This is a genomic window from Streptococcus canis, from assembly GCF_900636575.1.
In the GTDB taxonomy this organism is placed as follows: domain Bacteria; phylum Bacillota; class Bacilli; order Lactobacillales; family Streptococcaceae; genus Streptococcus; species Streptococcus canis.
Map to the genome: position 1 here is coordinate 2,036,069 of NZ_LR134293.1, position 17,469 is coordinate 2,053,537.

Here is a 17,469-nt window from a genome sequence, read left to right on the forward strand (position 1 = left end):
GACGCTTTCCTTTCTTATGCTGTCCTACGCCAACGGTAAACCGTGACGTAAGGTTGTAAGTTATTGTGTGGCTTTCCGCCACCAGTATTTCCTGTGTTATTCCCTTGAGGGTAAAGGCTAGAGCTACCATCTGAAGAATGGTCACGACGAATTGCTCCTGAGCCGTTGTTAGCTGTCACATACTGAGCGTGTGAGTGAGACGGCATCTCATCAATGGTCAAGGTATGTGCCTTACTACCCCCTGACTTATTAACGCTATTAAACTCACTTTCATTCTCAGATACACCAACTAAGACCCGACCATTGCCAAATCGTTCCCAAGTCCCACCCATAATGGTGGCTGGACTGGTACTTGACGTGGACTCGTAAATGACGCCCACTGGGTAAAAGATATCAAGAAGTTTCTTATTCTTCATATAAATCTCACCATCAAAATAAGCAGGTAAACTCCCATCCACATCTAGCACTCCTCTTGTCCATGCTTTGCCTATCCCCATACCTGATGGACTTAAGCCGTAGACAACCTTTTTCTGGACCAATAGTAAATTCAAAGGTCGTGGAGTAAAAGAGGTCTGCGAGCGTTCCAATAATGGTGTAGGATTTCGTGGTATCATAGGCGCCACCTAAAATAGCTTGGAAATCTGTTTTTGTGTGTTCCGTTGTCGACGTCCAGTTGGCAGCACCACCAGCGTTTGTGACCTTCTGGCCACTTGTCAAATCAACCACTTCCCATGTCAAGGTTGCCTTGTTCTTTTGGACACTATTGATGGTTAAAGGGGCAATCTTAAGCTTTCGTGTCACCGTCACCTGATTCATACTAGAACCAGCACGAACCGCTGAGAATGAAAAGATAGGTTTGAAATACTCTAATAGGGTTATCTCTACTTCTTTTCGAGCACTTTGTCGCCCTCTCGAATCGGTCACATAGGCAGAGACCTTAGCGCGACCAATCCAGTTGATACCTCCCAAAAGACCGTTATGACTCGTTACCACATTAGGCAGTTGAACCCACTGATTATTCTCAAATTTAAAGACCTCTGCACGATAACCCGTCGAAGGAATGGTCGAACCGTAAATACCTGCTCCTTGATTGAAGGTCACTTTAGGATTAGACACCAACTGGGCAAAACTTGTGCCAGTTAAAATCGTTTTTGCAGTGGCATGTGATTCTGAAACAGAAATACTGCCCAAAGTTGGAACAACAGACGTCGGTAGGTTGAGGGTAATGGGAATTGTCATTGAGCCTATCGTCTTTCCACCATAGATAGTGGCTAGCGTTAAATGCCCATTACCTGAGGTGCTATTTGGTATTTGAGTTGCTAATTGAGAAATCGAAGGCGTCCAAGTTACAGAGGTCGCAATGCCTGATCCAATCGTGCCGCTTAGACTCCCAAAATGCCAGGTCATGTTATGGGTAAAATCACTACTGGCACGTTTAATCGTAATAGTTACGGCTTGTCCCATCATATTGCCTGACACCGTGGCACTAGATGACCGTGGGATATCACTTAAGCGTAGCGTTTGTGACCCCGTATTTAAGGTGCCAGGCGACCAACCCCCAGAGCCTGAAAAAGTCGCTGAAAAACTGATGGTTTTGGAGCCATTGGAATCATGCGGTACAGTAATGGTCTTATCAATCAAGTGGAGGGAACTATGAGCCGTGTACATATCGGGTCGCCCTGACCAAGAAAGTGTCTGCCCATTGATGGACACACTCGCCCTACAGTCATACATCCCAAAGGTCGTATAACCATTCTTTAGCCAGAGTTGGACTCGGACAGTAGATGTATTGTCAGCGGTCGAAGTGCCTGTTTCTTCCACTCGCAAAAGTAGGGTATAGCCCCTATCATTATTTGAACCATAATCTGCCATAAGGTCTCCTTTCTACTTGGCATCAATAAAACGACAAACCAGATGCTTGGCATTATGCCTTGCAGCTTCTAGTCGGTAATATCCAACCTGTAAGGTCTCCACAAAGACCCCATGATGAATTTTAATCACACCAGCTGTGACAGTCATGACGGCATTCCCAGCTGACTTAATCATCATCCCTTGTGGGGTTAATTCGATATACTCAGAGTTATCCTTCTTACCGATAATAACCCCATTGTCACCAGCTCTCAGATAGGTATTGACAAAGTTAAGCAAGAGACTGTTGGCTTTAAGATCAGCTTCAATCGCTGCGATACGAGCCGTATTATCAATAAAGTCTTGATTAAATTGCGCAAGGACAGCTTCATTATTTTTCTCAAATTCTTTATAAGACTTGAGCCAATCGGCCACTTCTTTTGCCAACGCTTTCGCTTCAAGGTCCACTCGGAGAGATTCTGTCTTTTCGGTTAGAAGGTCTAATTGTTGCTTCATGAAGCCATTATCTGCCTTGGCATCAATCTGGGCGATCAGATCGTTCAAAGACGGTCCTGGAGCTGAAGCAACGTTTCCATCTTCTAGTTGAACATTTCGAAGATAAACCACATCTCCCACCGCCCATGTTCCTGACTTCAGGTAAAAGACATAGGAATGATTCTGGGCACTAGTAACCTTCCAAGACACCGAATACCGCTGCCAGCTAGAACTAACTTGAACAACCTTAGTCCCGCTCAGTTCATTTCCGATGGTAAGACTAACCGTCTTACTTGCCTTGAGGTCCACACTAAACGTCATATTAGCACCAATTCGACTTCTTAAATCATAGAAGTTCCGATGGAAGCCACCAGTACCTGCTTTGGTACAGGTCATCTTAACAGTCACGCCACTGACAGAGCTCGTATCCTCAACCACCTCCTTCTTCCACTCAGAGGTTACTGATGAAAAGGTCGTAGCCTTCATGGCATAATCGTCAATGTAATTGCGCCCACCGAGTTCTGTTCCTTCAAAAAAGGACGACCAGGTATAGTCACTAGGGTTAGTTGAAGGCGTTGCACTCTCCCTGTTGACGGCTAGTCCGAGGTAACGTTTGCCCGTTGAGACGGCAGAAATCCCATCTCCCTTGTCACTATCTGCGTACATCCTCCAAGTGTAGAGGGTCTTTCCGTCCTTACCAACCTTTCCATCCACACCCTTGTCCCCATAAACACCGATAACAACAGGCGTTGTGACTGTCGTTGAGCCATTGGTGAACGTGGTTTTTTCATAATTCCACAAATACTTAAGGGTTGAGGTTAGAGAGGGAATCGTTTTAGTCCAACCAGTACTTGTTGTCGTAAGACCAGTCTTTTGTGCAGAGACTAAGTAATACTGCTCCCTTGACTGAATACCTACCCCATCTGCTCCAGCATCACCCTTTGGTCCAGGAGTTAAAGAGATGGTTTTAAGTTCAGCTTGTGTCGCTAAACTTTCCCCTCTAACCTTTAGAAGTGGCGTATCAATGGAAAGATTCCCATCCCTATCCAAACTAAATACTGGGCTGTGCTGACCTGGAATAACCACCTTATCAGCTTCCACCTCTAAACTCTTCACATACTCTGATAGAATCTGTTGAGAGACAAGCCTTGTCATCCATGCTGAACTAGAGACGGTTAACTCATCAATCTTAGCTTTTTGAAGGGCTGCGACTCGTGCTTCAAGGGCATCTGTTGCCAGATAATCAAGCGCAGCTTTCTTCCCAGAACGCTCGCCTTCTGCTTTGGCCATAGCGATACCATCTTCAACTTCTGTTTGAAGACGCTCAAACTGCCTGTCAAAAACCTTGTTAAAGTTTGCTCGCTCCTTAGACGCTCGGTGTTCTGTAACTGATTGATTGACATCAAGAATAGTCTTTGCCGCACTGGCTAGCGAATGGGTCCCAGATGATCCAGAGCTCGTAAAGCTAACCTCATCATCAAAGGTCACTGAAAGGTACACTTCTTCTAGAGCGTCAAAGGTATAACTAACTGCCTTTTTCTTAACATCTACCTTGTGCTTCTGGCTTTTAAGAGTAACCGTATCACCCAGATGAACTTCCTGACCGTCTAACTGATAGGCTTCAACAGTTAGCTGTCTGGAGATACTGTCGATGTGCTCATGTGTGAATTTAGCCATTGCCCATTGTCGCAACTCTTCCTCTGTCTGAAGCGTGTTATTCTCATACCGTGCTTCATGGACATAAGGGTATTGGGTAATAAGGGGACTTTCCACAACAACAGAAAGAACGGTATCCTCATCACTACCTTCTGCCTGAAAGGTTGAGGTCGCATAGATGCGCGTAATGACCTTCTCAGAATTATCCTTATCCTCAAAAGCTTTCAGATTGTGATGACTTGTGAGAATAACTTCCTTATCGTTGCCACGGTGTTTCTTAATCGTCAGCTGAAAGTTAGCACGAACGAGCTCACCTTCCCAGGTTCCAAGGATGGAATGTTTACCATCCATTAGAGCTTGGTAAAGTGTCAAGTCTTCGTCAGACACATAGGTATGACGCTCCGTCACATCACTGTCAAAGCTAAAAAGTCCTAAATCAGATGGACAAGCTTCAACCAGCCTCATCAGGGCTGATTGACAAGTCGTGTTAGTCGCAAAAAAGGGCTTAATCTGACGCTTCATCACATCATCAGAAATGTGATAGCACTCAAGCTCTATCATATCGTCTTGAATATTTACCTGCTTAACACGAAAGAGCTGCTTTCCCAAATCAGGAGTTGGACACAAAATCAATTCATCTGCTCTAAGGGTTTCATGGACACCTGAATCCGTAATCGGATAAGTTAAACGGAGCTGAAAAGTGCCATTCAACTCCTCTTCTACCGTTGCACTCACCGTTTCAAATAATGGTTGGCCATTCCACTTCGGTGTCTTTGTTTGACCATCAAGAAGGTAAAGCATCACACCCACCCCCAATTCGTCTCAAAGGTAAGCGATAATATCCCACTGCCTAAAATCACTCCGACAGATTGTGTTGGATGACTGACATCAATCGTGATAAAGTCCCCAGACCACTTAACAGCTTTCCCTGATAGGGTCTTAAAACTAGGACGGTCTGGATGATTAACCATAAGGAGAGGTTCTGTAAATTTCTCAATACGGATCACTTGGTCACCTACTGTGAATGAGGTTTCTGACACCGATTGACCGGTGATGGTGATGGTAGGAAAGGCAAGAGCAGAGCCTTGTGTTTTTAACACACCATTGGCACTCAAAACTTGCCTATCCACACTCTTAAAAAAGCGAGTGGGGTGGCAGATAAAGGTCACATCAATCACATACACATCATGGTCATCCTGCTTGATGTCAAAGCTATCCGTACGGTAACACCAAAATCGAGTAAGCTTAAGCCGTTCACTTTCTAACCAAAACCCTTCCTGCATCAGAAAGGCCGAGAACTCATTGACTTCTTTCTCACTCGCACCAATAAGATACAAGCGGTAAGGTTTCTCAATCACATCACGATGCTTATTGGTTTGAACAATCGCCCCACTCAACCCACGATGGTCTAAGAGTTGCGTTTTAGACCGTGGCACTTGAATACTCGGTCTATCTTCCACAAGCACTTTAAAAGGAAAAGACGAGGTGCCTTTTCCATTCAGTACCAATTCATTATGTTTAATCACACTGTTCCTCCTCTCAGTAAGGCTTGTCGTGCCATTTCATCAGCTAATCGACCAGCCACATAATCGGCTAGTTTTTTCATATCCGCTTCTTCACGAATCACAACATCTGTGATATTGACCGTTATGGTTGTTCCTTTGTTAGGCATGGTGGCTGCGATGCTGCGTCCGATACTTCCAAGAGTTTGGTTATTAAGAGGTAGAACTGCTTCACGTCCTGCTTCTCCTCCAACCATCAAGCTATTCCCTGTCATACCAAATGCCGTTGGCTTAGTCAGAATCCCACCCTTGGCGTACCACTGAATGGAAATCTTAGGTAAGCTACCTTTTAACCAATCAAGGGGATTCGCAGAACCTGACACACTAAAGTGCGGAAGAGGAATATGCGGCCACTTAATCTTGAAGTTAAAGAGATTCTTAATGGCATTGATGGCTGAAGAGACTGCATTTTTTGCCCCATTGATAGCATTTGTAATGGTCGATTTGACCCCATTCCAGACAGAGGACACTGTGTTTGAAATACCACTTAGGACACCTGAGATAGTAGCCTTCATTCCGTTCCAAACGGAAGATACCGTTGCGCCAATACTCGATAGAATGGAACTAATCGTGGACTTAATGCTATTCCAGACATTACTAACGACAGATTTGATGCTATTGAGTAAGTTTGTCATGATGCCTTTAATGCCATTCCAGGAATTGGAAATGAACTGAGCAATGGCACTTAGAACAATCGAAATCAGTGACTTGATGGCTTCCCAAACTGTAGAGACGACCTGCTTGATGGTTTCCCAGGCACCTGACCAATCACCCGTGATAATCTGCATGACTGCTTCGATAATACCTAAGACAACATTGATGGCTGTTTCAACGACCACTTTAATGATGTCCCAAGCTGTCGTGATAATCAGTTTGATATTCTCCCAACTGGCTTGAAGGTAAGGTCCAAGAATAGTCATAATGGTCTGAATAACTGTTGAAATGGCTGTCCATACGGTATTTGCGGCATTAAGGATTAGCTGTTGGTTCTCTGTCCACCAAGTAGTCAAGGTTCCCCATATCGACATAACAAAGCTTGATATCTGTTGGATAATGACAGATAAAAAGGCATAGATGGCATTCCAGATTTCTGTCACAGCTGTCCGAAAGCCTTCGTGATGTTGCCAAAGTTGTTGAATCCCAACAACCAGTAAGGCAACAACGGCAATGACACCAAGAATAATCCCTACTATTGGTGCTGCCACTGTTATCATCCCCATGATGGTGGATCCCATAGCCATCGCAGCTGCTTGCAGAGCAATAAAAATCGGTAAGACTAATCCAAGGGCTGCGACCAAACTTCCGACAATAACAATAAATTGTTTCACTGGTTCTGATAGACCAGAAAACCAAGTGGCAACAGCTTGAAGTAAACTCGCTAATATTTCCAAGATGGGAGCTAGGGTTGCGGCAATAGCGTCTCCCATTTCAGCCATCGCTAACTTCGCCGTGTTTTGAGCAGTTGTAAACTTATCAATAGGATCAAGCGTCCCCTCATAGGTCTGTGTTACAATCCCAGCTGCCTTATCAGCTGTTCCTGCTAAATCTTCAAAAGATAAAGCCCCACGCTTGATGGCATCAACCATACGTGGAGCTGCTTTACTTCCGAAAATTTCTGAGGCAAGAGAAAGAGCCTCTGTTTCACTGGTTGAGGTTTTGATTTGCTCAATGGTTCCAGCAAGTCCTTCTTGAAGCGTAATCCCATCGCCCGCATACTTAACAGCTGCCTTTGAGAGTGACGAAAGTGCTGCAGAAGAATCAACCCCTGCTTTTTCAAACTGTCCCATCAAGGTGACACCCTCATCAAAGGAAAGGCCAAAGGCTTTGATTTGTGGTGCTCCCGCTACTGCCTTGTCCATTAACTCTTGGACACCAACACCTGTCGCTTGGCTGGTATAAGTAACCGTGTCTAAAACACTTGATAAATCAGTCGCTTCAAGTCCATAGGCTTCAATCGCTTGTTTGGCTGAAATGGCAGAGCTCGTCACATCACTCCCATTGATCTCTGAGAACTGAATCAACTGGGTAGAGGCTGATTTAAGGGCATCTCCTGTTAACCCAAATTGCGTATTCAACTCCCCTACGGCACTTCCTGCCGTATTAAAATCCGTTGGCAGTTCAGTGGCTAGGGTTTTGGCGATGTCAGTCATCTCTTCAAGGGCAGAACCAGTCGCTCCAGTTTTTGTGACAATGATATCCATACCCTCATCAACTTCAAGAAATGCGTCAAGCGATTGTTGACCAAAGTCAATCAACTTCTGTGACAACTCTCCCAGTTGGTCGCCAAACTCCATGAGAAGGTCAGCCTTTAAGAGACTATTTGTCTCTTCCAAAGAAGCCTTGGAACTCGCAGAGCTAGAGGCCAACTCCTCCATCTCATTTTGGAGATTGTTGTAAGCGGTCTTTGTCTCATTAAGAGTTTTCTCAAGCTTGTTAGCTTCAATCGAATTCTCCCCATACTCGCTCTTTGTCAAAGAGAGTTGTTGTTCCAGATTATGTATCTGTTTCTCAAGGATCTCTGAATGAGAAGCAACCTTTTGTTGAGCAAGTGCTAACTTATCAGTCTCACTTGCGGTAGTTGCTAATGCTGATTCTTGTAGCTTAAAGGAACTATTGAGTTTTTCGCTTTCTGACACCAACTGTGCCTGCTCATTTTGGAGACGATTGAGCTTCGATTGATTGGTTTCAACCTGTGCTCCGTTTTCAGAGAGAGCCTTGTTAACACTTTCTAGTTTTGATTCATAGCCCTTTAAGATCGTTTGAGTGCTCTCCACCTCACGTTGGAAGGCACGGTATTGGTCTGCACCGATGTTACCGGCCTTGAACTGAGCCTCGACTTGGGCTTGAGCTTGACGAAGTGTGGCGAGTTTTTCTTTAGTTGTTTCAACTTGTTTGGCTAAGACTTCCTGCTTCTGGGTCAAAAGAGTGACATTGCCAGTATCAAACTTGAGTGCCTTGTCAATCTGACGCAGTTCCTTAGTGGCTTCAGAAGCCTGTTTGTTCACACCCTTTAAGGCATTTTGTAAGGGCTGGGTATCACCGCCAATTTCAATGGTGATACCTTTGATATTTCCTGCCATCGTCACTCCTCCTCCCTACTAGAAATTGTCAAAGTCTGCTTGGGTAGCTTTACGAACACCACTCTCATCTCGGCTTCTTAGCTCCACATAATCCGTCTGATAATCCAGTGCCATGCCAATTGAGATGTGCTTTAAGTCATCAATGGAAAGGCCAGTCTCCTTACAACAAGAGAGGTAACTCTCTACCGTGAAGATTTCCTCGCTCGCTGTTTCGGAAGTTTCTGCTTTTTTCTGGTTGTCATCCCTTGGTTAAGCATGGACATCAAGACTGGCCCAACTTCCTGAAGGGGAAATTCCTCCATCGACATAAAGAAATCCTCGAATGGTTTGATTCGAGGGTTGGCTGACTTGGCAAAGACCCAAAAGAGACGGTGAAAAAAGGTCATGTCGAAATCAGATAAAATAGACAAGTCAATCTGACTAGCCTTTAACTCTTCCCCCTCTTCCAATTGCTCAAGCTGAGTCATGATGGATTCCGCACTTAACATGTTAAAGAGATCCTGGAAATAATCCTTTCCAAATTGTTCCTTATAAGCAATCGGTGTATAGGCATTCGTAGCCAAAGGATAGGTTTTCCCAGCAATGGTGATTTTTTGTCGCATGTTCTCCTCCTTTAAGCAGCTGGTTCAAAGACAGATTTAAACCAGTTCTCACGAATCTCATCACTGGTTTCTTCAGTCGTTCTGCGGCGAACAATCTTATCAAGTGGGCGTGGACTTGCCGTAAAGGTCAACTCTACCTCATTGATATCAGACCCAGACTTGGTTTTAGAGCCTACAGTTGGGCGTGAAGCGTAACAGTAATAAAGCACATGAAGCGTCTCTTTCTTGTCCCCTTCAAATCGGAACATGAGAGCGAAGTTCTTTTTCTTGCTACTGGCAATTTCTGAAATGGTATTGGTGGTCGCATCAAGCTGCTCGCCCAAAACACGAGTCAGAAACTCTTGCGACAAGAGAGCAACTTTCAGTGTTCCCTCATAGCCGTCATTAGATTCAGTCGTGTAAAAGTTGATGTTGTCTGCCTTGTAAGACCCTTTGTCTCCAGTAGGTTCAAGCGTTAGTTCTGCGGCACCACGAAGGCGCTCGACAGTGCCATAGGTTAAAGCCCCGTCAGCTCCTTCACTAGTGACTTCTGCCCAGTGGACATCTTGTAGGCCAAAGGTGACCTTGTTTTTTTCTGCCATGGTTATCCTCCTAATAGTGTGATGGAATAAATGGTTTGGTAGAGTTTCTCACTAGTGATGTAAGTCTCTACCTTGTCAAAATAAAGACGGTGGGCATCAAGAAGGGATTCCACCGTTGTTTCTGTTGCTAAATCTTTCTTAGTCGTGTAAAGCTCAATCTGTACGTTTAGAGCTTTGTGATAAGCCCAGTTATCGGCTCCAAGGTTATCTGAATCAATGACCAAATAAACCATAAAGGGCGGACTGGGGCTGTGCCCTTCCTCAAAATGGTGATAGGCTACTGGGAGTTTGGTTGCTTTCAAGACACGGAAAAGCTCTTCAAATCGCATAAGCCACCTCACAGTTTCTGTCTCAATTTGTCCTCAAACGACTGAATCGCCTTTTTCTCGACAGGAGCGATGTGCTTTCGCCCTTCAACCCGACCACCATTTTGTTTAGCATGCCCATCTTCAAGCAAATGAGTTAGCCCAGGCGTTCGGTTATGAATGGTTTTAGTCAGAGCGGTATTGGTGTCAGTCGTTGCCTTACTCGTCCACCCTTTAGCATATTTCCCACGTCGTTTTGGGGAAGTAACCTTTAAGGTTTCAACGGCATCGTCTGTCACTTCCTCAACCACCTCACGCATGGTATCCGTGGTGTCTTTGGCATAAGTCGTTAACTCCTTTTCAATAACTGAAGCTAAATCATCAAGTCCAATTCTAGTCATGAGCTTCCTCCTTAGTCGCAACGATATAAATCAAGCTCCGTGGCACAGTATCGCTATCAAGGGACTCAATAGCGTAATACTGGTCACGAAAGTAAATCCGAGTCGTTAAAGAGTTAAGAGTAAGAACAGCCTTATCGTAACGCAAGGTAAACTGCACCTTGTTATGAATCAGTTTTGTCACACTCCCATCACTTTCAGTTAAAGCCAGAGGGCGACAAGAGCACCAACGCATAAAGAGGTCATCCCAAATGGTTGACTCATTTCCGATGTCATCCTGTCTGATTCGCTTTTCTTGAAAGACTAGCTGTTCTCTTAGAGGGGCAATCTTCATCAGAACACATCCTTTCTGTCAGCTAAAAGCAAATGATAGAGAGTTTCCTTTAACTCCTTGTGATTGGCTTCTTCACGGTGTTCATAAAGATAGGCAACCCCGTAGAGGATTGCTGTCTTTAGAACTTCAGAAGTTGAGGTCTCACGAAGAATATCTTCACAGAGCTGGCGACTAGTTGCCATCAACTGCTCGATAAGGTAGTCCTCCTCACCATTTTCCACTTTCAGATAAAGCTTGACTTCTTCTAACGTCATCATGCCGTTTTACCTTTGACAGTCAAAACCTTAACAGCTTCTGGTAGAACAAGTTTTCCATCCACACGTTGGCCGGCAAGAAAACCAATCTGGCCATTGTTGGCATAAAGCTCATTGAGACGTTTGAAGGTACGACCCTGACGGTCCGCAATCCAGTAGTAAGAGAAATCACCAAAGGCAATAGCTTTGTTTCCTGCTTCTGGAAGTGGCGCAAAGGTCGACGTGTAGTAAGGACGGTTGAGAATCAAATCAGGTTGACCAGCCTGTGTAGATGGTTGCCAGATGTAATTACCATTATTGTCCTTAAGCTTGCGGATAGCTTTTACCGTAGTGTCATGTAAAATCCAGACCGCATTCTTACGGTAAGGAGCTGGCAGTGAGTGGTAAAGCTCAATCATGTCATCAAAGGTGATGTCTTTGGTTGCGGTCGTTGGTCCTTCTACATCTGCTTGCGTAAAGATACCTGTTGGCTTTTTAGAACCATCACCCACCAAGAAAGATTTTTCTTCTTCTGTGCCAATACGACGAGCAAATTCAGAAGTCATATAGGACTCAAGATCAAAGACAGAATCATTGAGCAATTCCTCTGAGATACGGATTGCTGTCCCAATCTTATGTGAATCAAGAGTCACTTGACCAAAAGTCTCATCTGTCTCTGGATAGAGCCCATTCTCGTCCATCCAAGAGGCAGAACCGTGACCGGTGACAACTGGAATCTTACGCTCACCACTCGATGTTTTAATAACAGTCGCAAGACTTCTAAAAAAATTTTCTTCTTGAAGACCTTGCACCAGTTTCTTCTCGTATTCATCTGGAACAAGATGACCACCCTCTGTATCTTCACCAACACGAAGAACATCTTTCACATCAAAAAAGTGACGTTTACGGACATTGGTCCAGAAGGTTTGAGAATAAACATCCGAAGCAATACCTTTCTTCTCATCTCCTTTTTCCTTACTAACATCTACTGTAGGTTGCGAGGTCAATGCTTGTGAAGTCGGTTGCGACAATTCTGTATCCAACTTTTCTTGACGTTCCAAACGTTCGATTTGCTTTGTCAGATTAGTAACTTTAGTTTCCATCTCATCATAGCGCTTAGCATCTTCTTCAGACACCATACCATCAGATGTTTCACAGGCATTTAAAAAGGCTTTAGCATCCTGCCAAGCCTTGTTACGCTGTTCTTTTAATTCAAGTAATTTAGACATACAATACACTCCTTTTATTTTATTAACTGTAATCTTTTTTCCAATTGGTTAAGCGGAATACTTAACTTGGGTTTTGGTGGCTCAAGTTTAGCTTGCATAGTCACAACAAGGTCTTTCTCAGTAGTCACTCGACTAAAGGTATAGCTGTCAAGAACGTTAGTTTCACTAGATTTTCCCTCATCAAAGAGAATTGTATCCGCAAAACCTAGCTCAACAGCCTTTTTAGCATTGAACCAAGTTTCACTATCCATCAGATGTGAAATCTTCGTTCTTGATAGACCAGTACGTAACTCATAGGCATTGATAATGGACTCCTTGATTTCCCCAAGCATCTCAATGACTCTTGCCATATCCCTAGCTTCACCTTGTGCTACTGTCCAAGGATTATGAATCATCAGCATAGCTACAGGGCTCATGGTAACAGTTGTCCCTGCCATGGCAATCACGCTGGCAGCACTTGCGGCTAGGCCATCAATAATCACATTGACATTTCCCTTATAATCCATCAGCATGTTATAGATTTGGGCAGCCGCAAACACATCACCCCCTGGACTATTGATCCAGAGGGTGATATCGCCTTTTCCTGCTAACAAATCATTCTTAAAGAGCTGTGGGGTAACTTCATCCCCAAACCAAGTTTCGTCCGCAATCTGTCCTTCAATCCGAAGAGTGCGGACATCTCCCTCTTCGGTAAAATTCCAAAATTGTCGCATTTTCTTCCTCCTCTGGTGTGTCTTCAGCTGGTTCCATTTCTGTCGGTTGCTTCATGAAACCACCAGCATCTTTTAATTTGGTCATGTTGCCGTTAATCAAGTAGAGGTTCCCGCCTTCTTCATCAGGAAGCAAATTCAAGTCTTCCAACTCACGAATGTCGTTTGTAGAGAGCCAGCCATTTTGACGTGCGATGGCATAGCCATTCATACGACTTTGGTAGTCTCCACGAAGTAAACCGTCTACGTTGAACTTGATCAGGTAGCGTTTCTTTTCTTCAGGTAAAAAAAGAGACCTCTTGAAGGCTTGTTCTAAACGAACTACCCAAGGGTCTAAGGTATATTTCACAAATTCAAGTGACTGTTGTTCGATATTTGAAAAAGACGACTTTTCCAAATCCCCAACCATGTGTGGTGGGATACGGTAAAGTCGTGCAATTTCGTTAATCTGAAACTTCCGTGTTTGGAGAAACTGAGCTTCTTCTGGTGGGATACCAACTTGGGTGTACTTCATGCCCTCTTCAAGGACAGCTACCTTATGAGCATTCGTCGCTCCATTATAGACAGCATTCCATGAGTCACGGACTCGTTTAGGGTCTTTCAAAATCCCTGGGTGTTCTAAGACACCGCCTGGGTTAGCACCATTTTTAAAGAATGCGGCTCCGTAATTCTCGGTTGCTAGCGTCATCCCAATCGCATTTTTTGCCATAGCAATCGGTGAGTAGCCAATCAAGCCATCAAAGCCAAGTCCAGGCACATGAAGAATATCCTCCTGTTTCAATAGAACTGTTCCTTTATCTTTGAAGTTAGGGTTCTCTTCAGTCTGTCGCTGGTATTTGTAGTAGAGTTTTCCAGAATCATCACGATGAACGGACATCTTATCAGGTAATAGCGGATATAGACTAATCACTCGTCCAGCTTTATCCCTGATAATCTGAATATAAGCATTTCCCCATATCAGCAAATGACTCATAATTGTCTCTCGAAAGATAAAGGAGGACATCTCTGGATTGGGTTCATCATGAAGGAGAAAGTATAACGGATGATCGATCTTTTTCTCTTTTCCATTACTCGTCAACTCATAAACATGAATTGGTAAAGAGGCAACTGCTTCTGCAAGGATTCGCACACAAGCATAGACCGCCGTCGTCTGCATAGCCTTAAACTCATCCACATTCTCTCCACTAGTCGTGCGACCAAAGAGGTAGGAAAAGTCCTGACCTTCATAACTGTTTTGGGGCTTATCTCTGGTCCTTTTTCTTCCAAGTAAATCAAGTAGTCCCATAATTCCTCCTTATTTTTGGGTATGAAAAAAGCACCTCCGCATTTGGAGATGCCTCATGCTATATTCTTTTTAGCTTTCCAGAATAGTCTCAATCAAATCTCGAATGGACGTCACCGAAGAGTGATGTTCGATATCTTTTTCTTCAAGTGAATAAGCATAAACACCAGTCTCGTCTGACCAATAGGCCACAGCATCATTCTCTGAAAATTCCCCTGCAGAAACTTTACCACTTAACTCAGCTACGATTTTCTCTTGAATTTCTTGAATCGTCATATTAAAACCTCGCTTCTTAATAGTTCTATTATAGTTCTATTTTAACTCTAAATTCTAACTTTCGGTCAAAAAATCAATGGCTATTTATTAAATAATTTAGCCCAATTTTGCTTTGAATTCATAATACGAGCAACGTTGACAGTGTGTTGCTCTATAAAATAAAAAGCAATATAGTTTTCGATAGGCATATAGCGATAGATTTTACTATCGTCAGTCAATTGACCATAACCACGACTTGATACCAAAGGACAAGCCTCAGGAAAAGTTTCTAAGGTTTCAAGAGCAGATAATATTAAATCAATCTTCCCATCTGCAGATTGTTGGCTATAAAAGTTCACCAAGATATAGTCATGGATATCCCTTAAGTCTTGCTTTGCTTGGTCGGCAAGAAGAACCTGATAACGTTTGTGATTAGTCAAGACCAAATTCCTTTCTGACATCAGAGAGTGCAGTTACATTGCCCTCTAGGATATCTTGATGTCCAAGTAAAATCTCCTTTTTCAAATCTTCAAAGGCGATTTGATACTGAGATTCTGTTAGATCACTAGAAACGAATTCTTTTGCATCAACTGCCCCTGTCGCAATTTTGCGGAGAGCCGCATTGAAAACATCAGAAAGAGTTAGCTTTTCATCTGCTAGAATTGCTTTGGTTTGTTGGTAAAAGGCAGAATCTGCTCTAAAATTGACTGGTTGAGTATTTGCCATAATAAAGACCTCTTTTGTAAAGATGATTTGTATTTACACTTTATCAAACTTCTCTTTATACGTCAACTAAAAACTTAGGATGCCTCTCTCATCATAGACACTACCTTCATCACCTTGGTGGCGAATACAACGGTCAAGCCCCATGATAAGAGCCACAATACCGTCAATCTTCTCAACGGATTTTTCCTTGTCTGGCTTGATATTGCCAGCAGGGTCTTGTCGCATAACCACGTTTTGTCCCATCCATTTGAGAACTGGATGACCTCCGTGTTGGATTTTCCCTTCCATCATGAGCTTGTAAAGTTCCTTGGATGGTGGACTCATATCCTTATAGCCTTGTCCAAAAGGCACCATGGTTAAGCCCATTCCCTCAAGATTCTGAACCATCTGGGTCGCATTCCAGCGGTCATAGGCAATCTCCTTGATGTGGTAGGTTTCAGAGAGGTGTTCAATAAAGGCTTCGATGAAACCATAGTGAACAACGTTTCCTTCGGTTGTCTTGATGTAGCCCTGCTTTTCCCAAACATCATATAAGACGTGGTCACGGCGACATCTCAACTCCAAAGTATCCTCTGGCAACCAAAAGAAGGGCAATATAATATAGTTCTCCTCACTATGTCGTGGTGGGAAAACCAAGACAAAGGCTGTAATGTCAGATGTGCTCGATAAGTCAAGCCCTGCGTAGCAATCTCGCCCCCTAAGAGCCTCATAATCTATTGGGACGTTACCTTTTGCATAGACATGTTCAGGTATCCAAGCCACACTGGAACTCGTCCACATATTGAGACGGAGCTGCTTAAAGACGTTCTCCTCTGCTGGGTTATCAAGTGCCTGTTGGTAGGCTTCACGAACACGGTCAATCCCAATCGTGTGACCAAGTGAGGGGTTAGCTTTCAGCCAGTTGGCTTCGTCATTCCAATCATCTTCATCAGATAATCCATACACGACTGGATAAAAGGACGTGTCCTTCTTTCGACCTTTAAGAATGTCAAGTGCCTTGGTATGGAGTTCATAACAGATGGAGTTTTTATCTGTTCCAGCTGTTGTGATGATGAAAAAGAGGGGTTGTTCCCTAGCGTCACCTGAACCTTTGGTCAAGACATCATAGAGATGGCGATTGGGTTGGGCATGGATTTCGTCAAAGACTAGTCCAGACACGTTGAGTCCGTGTTTGGTTCCTGTCTCAGCTGAGAGGACTTGATAGAAACCAGCGTTTGAATAGTTGACTATCCGCTTGGTTGCTCCCATAATCTTGGAGCGTTTTTCAAGTGGTCGGCTCATGAGAACCATCTGTTTAGCAACGTCAAATACAATAGAGGCTTGGTTGCGGTCACAAGCAGCACCATAAACTTCCGCACTGGCCTCATTATCAGCGTAAAGTAGATAAAGAGCAATTGCCGCGGCGAGTTCAGACTTGCCATTTTTCTTTGGTATCTCGATATAGGCTGTTAGAAACTGACGGTTACCATCTTCCTTCACTATCCCAAAGAGGTCACGAACAATCTGCTCTTGCCACGGCAACAAATCAAACTTCTTACCTGCCCACTTGCCCTTGGTGTGGGCAAGGTTATTGATAAAAGTCACTGCCCTATCTGCCTTTGACTTGTCGTAATGAGAAGTCGGAAGCATAATAGGACTTGGTTCATAATGATAGGTCAGAGAATACCTCCTAGCAAAACTTCCATCTCATCACCATTACCAACCTCTGCATCCATAGTCGCCAAACGGTTACGGGCTGAGGGGGTCAGACCGAACTGTTCACAGAACTTTAACATAATTTTTAGGTTCGTTTGACTAATGGATACTTGTGGAACTTGTTGGAGGTAACCATTGGGAGTTTTGATAATCGAACCATGCTTGGATAAAAATTCTTCTGCTTCCTTCCAACGAGCATAGGCTTGGCAATACCCGGCAAAGGCCGTCATGTCCATCTCCGTTAATAGACCCATCTGTTCTAGAATTTTACCCATCCGTTTCCATTCCTTCTTGGCATCGTCTTCGAGCCACTGTGGGCAACGTGGGGCTTTCTGTTTGGGTTTAACCTCATTTGATGGTAGAGGCCGCTTTCCAGGATTTCCTTCAAGTATTTTCAAATTGGTAGGCTTTGGTTTTCGCCCTCTAACTGCCACGGTCTCACCTCCTTTTTTCACAAGAAAAAGGCTTCAACAGAAAC

At 43.9% G+C, this 17,469-nt stretch carries 17 protein-coding genes and 1 pseudogene; all 18 read right to left on the reverse strand.

Going from position 1 to position 17,469, the window contains the following annotated elements:
* Positions 1-14 precede the first annotated feature (14 nt).
* A pseudogene (locus EL097_RS10245) lies at positions 15-1,872 on the reverse strand (DUF859 family phage minor structural protein).
* 12 nt (positions 1,873-1,884) lie between these two features.
* Positions 1,885-4,800 (reverse strand): phage tail spike protein, encoded by a 2,916-nt coding sequence (locus EL097_RS10250; protein ID WP_006738705.1) that lies wholly within the window; start codon positions 4,798-4,800, stop codon positions 1,885-1,887.
* Positions 4,800-5,525 (reverse strand): hypothetical protein, encoded by a 726-nt coding sequence (locus EL097_RS10255; RefSeq protein ID WP_003047260.1) that lies wholly within the window; start codon positions 5,523-5,525, stop codon positions 4,800-4,802. Before EL097_RS10255 ends, EL097_RS10250 begins: the two co-directional genes overlap by 1 nt.
* Entirely contained in the window at positions 5,522-8,641 is a 3,120-nt protein-coding gene (locus EL097_RS10260) for a phage tail tape measure protein (protein WP_003047259.1), read from the reverse strand. The genes EL097_RS10255 and EL097_RS10260 overlap by 4 nt, the downstream gene beginning before the upstream one ends.
* A 182-nt stretch (positions 8,642-8,823) precedes the next feature.
* Complete coding sequence (locus tag EL097_RS10265) at positions 8,824-9,243, reverse strand: hypothetical protein (protein WP_003047255.1); 420 nt, start codon at positions 9,241-9,243, stop codon at positions 8,824-8,826.
* A gap of 11 nt (positions 9,244-9,254) precedes the next feature.
* Positions 9,255-9,824, reverse strand: coding sequence for a major tail protein (locus EL097_RS10270; protein WP_000818570.1), 570 nt, complete (start codon positions 9,822-9,824; stop codon positions 9,255-9,257).
* Positions 9,825-9,826: 2 nt separating this feature from the next.
* Positions 9,827-10,153 carry a hypothetical protein gene (locus EL097_RS10275; protein WP_001209975.1) on the reverse strand — a complete coding sequence of 109 codons (327 nt, stop codon included), beginning with the start codon at positions 10,151-10,153 and terminating at the stop codon, positions 9,827-9,829.
* A gap of 8 nt (positions 10,154-10,161) precedes the next feature.
* On the reverse strand, positions 10,162-10,530 hold the full coding sequence (locus EL097_RS10280; RefSeq protein ID WP_003047252.1) for an HK97 gp10 family phage protein: 369 nt from the start codon (positions 10,528-10,530) through the stop codon (positions 10,162-10,164).
* Positions 10,523-10,861 (reverse strand): head-tail adaptor protein, encoded by a 339-nt coding sequence (locus tag EL097_RS10285; RefSeq protein ID WP_000684957.1) that lies wholly within the window; start codon positions 10,859-10,861, stop codon positions 10,523-10,525. Before EL097_RS10285 ends, EL097_RS10280 begins: the two co-directional genes overlap by 8 nt.
* On the reverse strand, positions 10,861-11,118 hold the full coding sequence (locus tag EL097_RS10290) for a head-tail connector protein (protein ID WP_000988606.1): 258 nt from the start codon (positions 11,116-11,118) through the stop codon (positions 10,861-10,863). The genes EL097_RS10285 and EL097_RS10290 overlap by 1 nt, the downstream gene beginning before the upstream one ends.
* On the reverse strand, positions 11,115-12,323 hold the full coding sequence (locus tag EL097_RS10295; RefSeq protein ID WP_000040506.1) for a phage major capsid protein: 1,209 nt from the start codon (positions 12,321-12,323) through the stop codon (positions 11,115-11,117). Before EL097_RS10295 ends, EL097_RS10290 begins: the two co-directional genes overlap by 4 nt.
* 14 nt (positions 12,324-12,337) lie before the next feature.
* A complete protein-coding gene (locus EL097_RS10300) occupies positions 12,338-13,036 on the reverse strand; it encodes a head maturation protease, ClpP-related (protein ID WP_001248759.1) in 699 nt (232 codons plus the stop codon).
* Positions 12,981-14,318, reverse strand: a complete 1,338-nt coding sequence (locus EL097_RS10305; protein WP_000523689.1) for a phage portal protein — start codon at positions 14,316-14,318, stop codon at positions 12,981-12,983. The genes EL097_RS10300 and EL097_RS10305 overlap by 56 nt, the downstream gene beginning before the upstream one ends.
* Positions 14,319-14,387: 69 nt before the next feature.
* Complete coding sequence (locus tag EL097_RS10310; protein WP_000155124.1) at positions 14,388-14,591, reverse strand: hypothetical protein; 204 nt, start codon at positions 14,589-14,591, stop codon at positions 14,388-14,390.
* An 80-nt stretch (positions 14,592-14,671) separates the two neighbouring features.
* Positions 14,672-15,010 carry a type II toxin-antitoxin system RelE/ParE family toxin gene (locus EL097_RS10315; protein WP_000181406.1) on the reverse strand — a complete coding sequence of 113 codons (339 nt, stop codon included), beginning with the start codon at positions 15,008-15,010 and terminating at the stop codon, positions 14,672-14,674.
* The gene (gene relB, locus EL097_RS10320) at positions 15,003-15,296 is read right to left on the reverse strand and encodes a type II toxin-antitoxin system RelB/ParD family antitoxin (protein ID WP_000024185.1); all 294 of its coding nucleotides are present in this window, start codon (positions 15,294-15,296) and stop codon (positions 15,003-15,005) included. Before relB ends, EL097_RS10315 begins: the two co-directional genes overlap by 8 nt.
* A 66-nt stretch (positions 15,297-15,362) precedes the next feature.
* Positions 15,363-16,955: a terminase large subunit gene (locus EL097_RS10325; protein WP_025195231.1), complete on the reverse strand. Its 1,593-nt coding sequence runs from the start codon at positions 16,953-16,955 to the stop codon at positions 15,363-15,365.
* On the reverse strand, positions 16,952-17,425 hold the full coding sequence (locus tag EL097_RS10330) for a phage terminase small subunit P27 family (RefSeq protein WP_003047244.1): 474 nt from the start codon (positions 17,423-17,425) through the stop codon (positions 16,952-16,954). Before EL097_RS10330 ends, EL097_RS10325 begins: the two co-directional genes overlap by 4 nt.
* Positions 17,426-17,469 lie beyond the last annotated feature (44 nt).